This is a genomic window from Halomonas sp. (assembly GCF_031581305.1).
Classification (GTDB): domain Bacteria; phylum Pseudomonadota; class Gammaproteobacteria; order Pseudomonadales; family Halomonadaceae; genus Halomonas.
The window spans coordinates 1-6,839 of record NZ_JAVLBC010000173.1 but is presented as its reverse complement, the minus strand read 5'-3'; the positions used below and the strand labels follow the sequence as shown (position 1 = coordinate 6,839).

The 6,839-nt window shown below is 66.9% G+C and carries 5 protein-coding genes; 2 read left to right on the top strand and 3 right to left on the bottom strand.

Translation table 11 applies throughout. The features are described from left to right. Window positions 1–570 (top strand): gamma-glutamyltransferase (locus RI841_RS13070; protein ID WP_310706056.1); only part of this gene is annotated, 570 nt, incomplete at its 5' end. A gap of 21 nt (window positions 571–591) precedes the next feature. On the opposite strand, the gene RI841_RS13065 is transcribed toward RI841_RS13070, so the two are convergent. From RI841_RS13065 to acnB, 3 genes are all read right to left on the bottom strand, one after another. Next, the gene (locus RI841_RS13065) at window positions 592–2,475 is read right to left on the bottom strand and encodes a glycerophosphodiester phosphodiesterase family protein (RefSeq protein WP_310706054.1); all 1,884 of its coding nucleotides are present in this window, start codon (window positions 2,473–2,475) and stop codon (window positions 592–594) included. A 263-nt stretch (window positions 2,476–2,738) separates the two neighbouring features. Then, window positions 2,739–3,227 carry a ribonuclease E activity regulator RraA gene (gene rraA, locus RI841_RS13060; RefSeq protein ID WP_310706053.1) on the bottom strand — a complete coding sequence of 163 codons (489 nt, stop codon included), beginning with the start codon at window positions 3,225–3,227 and terminating at the stop codon, window positions 2,739–2,741. Window positions 3,228–3,453: 226 nt separating this feature from the next. After that, window positions 3,454–6,057, bottom strand: coding sequence for a bifunctional aconitate hydratase 2/2-methylisocitrate dehydratase (gene acnB / locus RI841_RS13055; protein WP_310706052.1), 2,604 nt, complete (start codon window positions 6,055–6,057; stop codon window positions 3,454–3,456). 280 nt (window positions 6,058–6,337) lie between these two features. On the opposite strand from acnB, the gene RI841_RS13050 reads away from it, so the two are divergent. Next, the gene (locus RI841_RS13050; RefSeq protein ID WP_310706050.1) at window positions 6,338–6,775 is read left to right on the top strand and encodes a DUF1289 domain-containing protein; all 438 of its coding nucleotides are present in this window, start codon (window positions 6,338–6,340) and stop codon (window positions 6,773–6,775) included. Window positions 6,776–6,839: the final 64 nt, after the last annotated feature.

The window sequence follows — 6,839 nt, the reverse complement described above, 5'->3', positions numbered from 1 at the left end:
AGCCACATCAGCATCGTCGACGAGCACGGCAACGCCCTGGCCATGACCAGTTCCATCGAGCAGGCCTTCGGCGCGCGCATCCTCTCCGACGGGGGCACCGGCATGCCGGGGGGCTTCTTGCTGAACAACGAGCTGACCGACTTCTCCTTCACCCCCGCGGATGACAAGGGGACGCCCATTGCCAACCGGGTGGAGCCCGGCAAGCGTCCACGCTCCAGCATGAGCCCGACACTGGTCTTCGATCGTGACAGCGGCGACCTGGTGGCGAGCCTCGGTTCGCCGGGGGGCGCGGCCATCATCCACTACACTGCCCGCTCGCTGGTGGCGATGCTCGACTGGGGTCTGAACGCCCAACGCTCGCTGGACCTGCCCCATGCCATCACCCTGGGCGGGCCGGTCTACCTGGAGGCGGGACGCTTCCCGCCGTCCACCCGGGAGGCCCTGCGCGCGCGGGGGCACGAGGTGGAGGAGCGCGAGCTCACCAGCGGCCTGCAGGCGATCCAGCGTACCGCGGAGGGCTTCTTCGGTGGCGCCGACCCGCGCCGTGAAGGGGTGGTGTTGGGGGACTGAAGCCCCCCTCGAATCTCGACCTCAGGTTCTCAACCAGTTGCGTAGCTTTACCAGCAGCAGGGCGCCGTCGCCCAGGCGGCGGCGCTCGTCTATCAGCGCGGCGAGCATGGCCGGCCGGTCGGTGATGATGCCGTCCACTCCCAGGTCGATCAGCTGCGACATCCGAGTGCGATCATTGATGGTCCAGGCATGCAGCTCGTAGCCATAGTACCCGGCGAGGCGGACCTCTTCCTCGTCGATGCGATTATGGCGAAGGGCCAGGGCTTCGAAGCCCTGTCGTTCCAGGGTGCCCGACATCACCAGTTGGGCCAGCAGGGTGGTGCGCAGGCGAGGCACGCGCAGCGTGACCTCGCGCAGTAGCCAGGGCGATGTAGCGGCCACGTGCATCTCGCCCATGACATCGGGATCGCCACAGGCCAGGGCGGTCACGCGATCCTCGGCGCGATGCCGGCAGCGGCGGCGCAGCTCCCTCTCTCGCTCCAGCGTATCGATGACCGCGTCGACCAGTTCGAGCTCGCGGCCGGGGTCGGGCTTGAGTTCGATCATCAGGGTGGCGCGTCCGCGTACCGCGGCCAGGATCTCGTCCAGCCCCGGGATGCGCTCGCCGATGAAGGGGTCCCCGAACCAGCTGCCGACATCCACCTCGTCGAGGTCCGATCGCGGCAGCTCCCCGACCCGGCGCTCGTCCCCGGCCAGCCGCCTGAGGCTCTCGTCATGGTAGAGCACCACCTCGCCGTCGGCGGTGAGGCGCACGTCGATCTCGACGCCATCGGCGCGATCCCGGATCGCCTGCTCCACCGCGGCCAGGGTGTTCTCCGGCGCCTGCAGCGAGCTGCCGCGGTGGGCGATGATGGTGACCTCGTCGCGGATCTCGAAGCGGTTGACAATCAGCCACGCCTGGCCGATGGCGAACAGCACCACGGCCAGCTCGACCGCCCAGGCCAGGCGCCCGGGGTGGGTGCCGGGCGGTGGGGGGTGGGGCTTCGGCTCGCGATGGGCCAGGCGTAGGTAGAGGCAGGTGGCCTGCAGGGCGTTGGCGGCGATGCCGGCGAAGGTGATGGCCAGGGCGATCAGCAGGTAGGCGGTGAGGTAGGCGAGCATGGCCGGGACCAGCACCGCATTGCGCTCGGGCAGCCACCACAGTAGCGGCGTGACGAGCCGATCGAACAGCGCCGTGGCCAGCAGAGGAAGCATGACAATGCCCAGCAGCAGCAGGACGACCGCCGCGGCGATCTGGCGCCCGCGGCCTCGGGTCAGCTGCATGCTGCGCGCCAGGGCCGCCGGCGGCGAGAGTTCCTCCAAAGTCAGCAGCGGCAGAGCCAGGTGCCAGCGGACATAGAGGCTGCCGGCGAGCAGGATCCAGGCCAATACCGGTACCAGGCCGCTGCCGAGAAAGGCCCAGAAGGCGGGGGGGCGCACGCTCTGCACAAAGTAGGGATCCAGCCCCCCCAGGAAGAGTCCATGTAGCCAGGCGAGACTGAGGGCCAGCGGGGCCAGCAACAGCAGCTGGGCACCGACCTGCAGCACCACCAGACCGCAGAGGGCCGGCAGCCGGCGCAGCGTGGCCCAGAGAGCCTCGAAGGCCAGGCGTACATGGTGGTCCCGGGGGCGGACCGCCACCAGGATCATGCCGGATTGCTGCAGGTAGAGCACCAGGAAAGTCAGGCCCACGGCGGCCAGCAGCCAGAGCAGGCCCTGGGGGCTCATCAGCAGGGTGATCAGTTCATTGTTGGTGATCACCGGACGACCGAACTGGGCGAGCAGGCCCGAGAGGGCCCAGCCCATGGCCGGCAGCAGCAGGCTCGAGGCCAGCAGCGTGAAGAAGAGGTGATAGGCGATCAGCGGACGCAGGTGCTCGCGGAGGGTGCGCAGCACGTCGCCGCTCAGTCGTGACAGGTGGCGCATGGGCAGGCGTATGACGGGAGCGTGACATTAGCATGACATCGCCTGCCCGCCACCGGCAACGGCCTGCAGCCAGGGCAATCGCAGTTACCCGAAGCGAGAGGCGCCGGGGACAGGTCGAAGGGGAGGTCCTATGCCAGGGATGGCATCGGTAGCGCCCAAGGAGGGGTTTACAGCGCCTCCCCGCAGAGCTGTCGCCGGAAGTGCCGCAAGCGTTACTTCCATCTGCGATAGCCCTGGCCTGTCAGCGCAGGACTCTTGGCGGTTCAGCGCTCCAGATCCAGCTGCTCGTCGGCGACCAGGATGCCGTTGTTGTCGGCGTAGAGCCACTGGCCGGGCATCAGGGTGACGCCGGCGAAGTTGACCGGGATGTCGCGCTGTCCCTCGCCGCGCTTCTCGCTCTTGCGCGGATGGGCCCCCAGGGCCTGGATGCCCAGCTCGGTCTCGGCCAGCACGTCGATGTCACGCACGCAGCCGTACATCACCACGCCGGCCCAGCCGTGGCCGGCGGCCTGTTCGGCCAGCATGTCACCCAGCATGGCGCAGCGGGTGGAGCCGCCGGCATCGACGACCAGCACGGCGCCGTCGCCGGGCTCGGCCACCGCCTGCTTGACCAGGGAGTTGTCCTCGAAGCACTTGACGGTGCGGATCGGGCCGGCGAAGGCCTCGTGTCCGCCGACATTGACGAAGATCGGCTCGAGCACCTGGACCTCGGGATAGGCATCGCAGATGTCCGGCGTAACGATATGGCTCACGATGGGGCTCCTCGTGACATGGGTGATCCCTCGATGATGCCACGGTGCGGGCAGAACGGAAGTCCCCTTTGGTGGGACGGACCATGGCAGGGGCGGGTTGGAGGGTCAGGCCCAAAAAAAGCGCCCCGGATGGGGCGCTTCGTTCATCGGCTCCGGCCACCGTGGATGGCGGCCTTCGATGTTGCGAGCATCGGAGTCGAACCTGATTCTAGCAGAACGTGGGGTATCAGGCTTCCTGCGCGATCGGAATCACGTTGGACGCGGCGTTCTGATACTCCTCGATCTCGTGGAAGTTCATGTAGCGGTAGATCTCACCGGCCATGGCGTCGAATTCGCTCATGTAGCGACGGTATTCGTCGACGCTGGGCAGACGACCTTCCACGGCAGCCACGGCCGCGAGTTCCGCGGAGGCGAGGTACACATCGGCACCGTCGCCCAGGCGGTTCGGGAAGTTACGGGTCGAGGTGGAAACCACAGTGCTCTTGGCGGCAACGCGGGCCTGGTTCCCCATGCACAGCGAGCAGCCCGGCATCTCCATGCGCGCACCGGCGCGGCCATAGATGCCGTAGTAGCCTTCCGCGGTGAGCTGGTGCTGGTCCATCTTGGTGGGCGGCGCCAGCCACAGGCGAGTCTTCAGGCTGCCGGCCGGCTGCTTCTCGAGCAGCTTGCCCGCAGCACGGAAGTGACCGATGTTGGTCATGCACGAGCCGATGAATACTTCGTCGATCTTCTCGCCGGCCACCTCGGAGAGCAGGCGAGCGTCGTCCGGGTCGTTCGGGGCGCAGAGTACCGGCTGGTCGAGTTCGTCGAGGTCGATCTCGATGACTTCGGCATACTCGGCGTCCTTGTCGGCACGCATCAGGCTCGGGTTTTTCAGCCACTCTTCCATGCCCTGGATGCGGCGCTCGATGGTACGGCGGTCGCCGTAGCCGTTGGCAATCATCCACTTGAGCAGGGTGATGTTGGAGGTCAGGTACTCGGCGACGCTGTCCTCCCCGAGCGTGATGGTGCAGCCCGCGGCGCTGCGCTCGGCGGAGGCGTCGGAGAGTTCGAAGGCCTGTTCGACGGTGAGGTCCTCGAGGCCTTCGATCTCCAGCACGCGGCCGGAAAAGGCGTTCTTCTTGCCGGACTTCTCGACGGTCAGCAGGCCCTGCTGAATGCCGTAGTAGGGGATGGCATGGACCAGGTCACGCAGGGTGACGCCCGGCTGCCGCTTGCCCTTGAAGCGCACCAGCACGGATTCCGGCATGTCCAGCGGCATCACACCGGTGGCGGCGGCGAAGGCCACCAGGCCCGAGCCGGCCGGAAAGGAAATGCCCAACGGGAAGCGGGTGTGGGAATCACCGCCGGTGCCCACGGTGTCGGGCAGCAGCATGCGGTTCAGCCAGCTGTGGATGATGCCGTCGCCCGGGCGCAGGGAGACGCCGCCGCGATTCATGATGAAGTCGGGCAGGGTGTGGTGGGTATCCACGTCCACGGGCTTCGGATAGGCCGCGGTGTGGCAGAAGGACTGCATCACCAGATCGGCCTGGAAGCCGAGGCAGGCGAGATCCTTCAGCTCGTCGCGGGTCATCGGACCGGTGGTGTCCTGGGAGCCCACGGTGGTCATCTTGGGCTCGCAGTACATGCCCGGGCGCACGCCGTCCATGCCGCAGGCCTTGCCGACCATCTTCTGCGCCAGGGTAAAGCCCTTGCCGGTGTCGACCGGCTGCTCGGGCAGGCGGAAGACGTCGGAGGGGGCGAGGCCCAGGGACTCGCGCGCCTTGGTGGTCAGGCCGCGGCCGATGATCAGCGGGATGCGGCCCCCGGCACGCACCTCGTCGAGGATCAGCTGGGTCTTCAGCTCGAAGGTCGTGACGACCTCGTCGGTGCCGTGCTTGCACACCTTGCCCTCGTAGGGGTAGACGTCGATCACGTCGCCCATCTCGAGCTTCTCGACGTCCATCTCGATGGGCAGGGCGCCGGAATCTTCCATGGTGTTGAAGAAGATCGGGGCGATCTTGCCGCCGAAGCAGAAGCCGCCGGCGCGCTTGTTGGGCACGTTGGGGATGTCGTCACCGAAGAACCACAGCACGGAGTTGGTCGCGGACTTGCGTGAGGAGCCGGTGCCGACCACGTCGCCGACGTAGGCGACCGGGTAGCCCTTGGCCTTCACGTCCTCGATCTGCTTGAGCGGACCGGTGGTGCCGGGCACCTCCGGCTCGATGCCGTCACGCTCGTTCTTGAGCATGGCACGCGCATGCAGCGGAATGTCCGGGCGTGACCAGGCATCCGGGGCGGGGGAGAGGTCGTCGGTGTTGGTCTCGCCGGGTACCTTGAAGACGCTGAGGGTAATCTTCTCCTCGAGGGCAGGCTTGGAGAGGAACCACTCGGCGTCGGCCCATGACTGGATGACGTCCTTGGCCACAGCGTTGCCGGCCTTGGCGCGCTCTTCCACATCATGGAAGGCATCGAACATCAGTAGGGTGTGCTTGAGCTGTTCGCCGACTTCCTTGGCCAGCTCGTCATCATCGAGCAGCTCGACCAGGGAAACGATATTGTAGCCGCCCTGCATGGTACCCAGCAGCTTTACCGCATGGATCTTGTCGATCAGTGGCGACTCGGCCTCGCCCTTGGCGATGGCGGTGAGGAAGCCGGCCTTGACGTAGGCAGCCTCGTCGACGCCGGGCGGAACGCGATTGGTGAGCAGGTCGAGGATGGCCTCTTCCTCGCCGGTGGGCGGGTTTTTCAGCAGCTCGACCAGAGCGGCGACCTGCTCGGCGTTCAGCGGCTTCGGCGGCACGCCTTCGGCGGCGCGCTCCTCGACATCTTGGCGATAGGCTTCAAGCACGTTGGGGCCCTCATCGGTGGTGGTGGCCGAAACCGGCAATTCCTGTCGAGGGATCGACGAACAGCACGCTTCGGCACGGAAACAAGTCTGGCAGACCCTTCCGGTATAACCAGGGTGTCAGCGGTGTCGAGATTCTAGTTGAAACTGTCGACAATGTTAAGGTGAGGCCCGTGGCTGGGGCCTTGAACTTTGGTCGGCGGCCCCTTCGGGATGCCATCCGGCCGCTCTCCGCGTTACCATGACGTTCTGTCAACGCATGTTAACGTCAACGGGAGAAGACATGGGAGAGCGCATCTCTTCGCCGTGCGTGGGTCTCTGCTCGACCACCCTGGGCGACCGGGTGTGCCGAGGCTGTCAGCGCGTCGACAGCGAGATCCGCGACTGGCCGGCCCTGTCCGGTGAGCAGCGACACCGGCGCATGGCCGAGCTGGACCGGCTGCGGGCCGAGGTTGCCGGGCGATTCCTGGAGGTCATTGATCCAGCGAGTCTTGAGGCACAGCTGCGCCGTCATCGTATCCGCTTCCGGGACGAGCAACCGCCGCTCTCCCGCGCGGTGGAGCTGTTGAGGGTGGGTCGTGGCCGCATACGCGACCTGTCATGCTATGGGCTGGCCGGTGGCGACGGCGAGGATGTCGCCAGGCTCCATGAGCGCATCACCGCCGACCTGCTCGACGCCGCCGAGCGGCGTCAGGCGCTGCTCTCCGACCCCTTGACCTGACAACACTGGATCCCTGATGTCCGCCACGCCGACCCTCGAAATGACCGATTGCCGGGACCTGCTG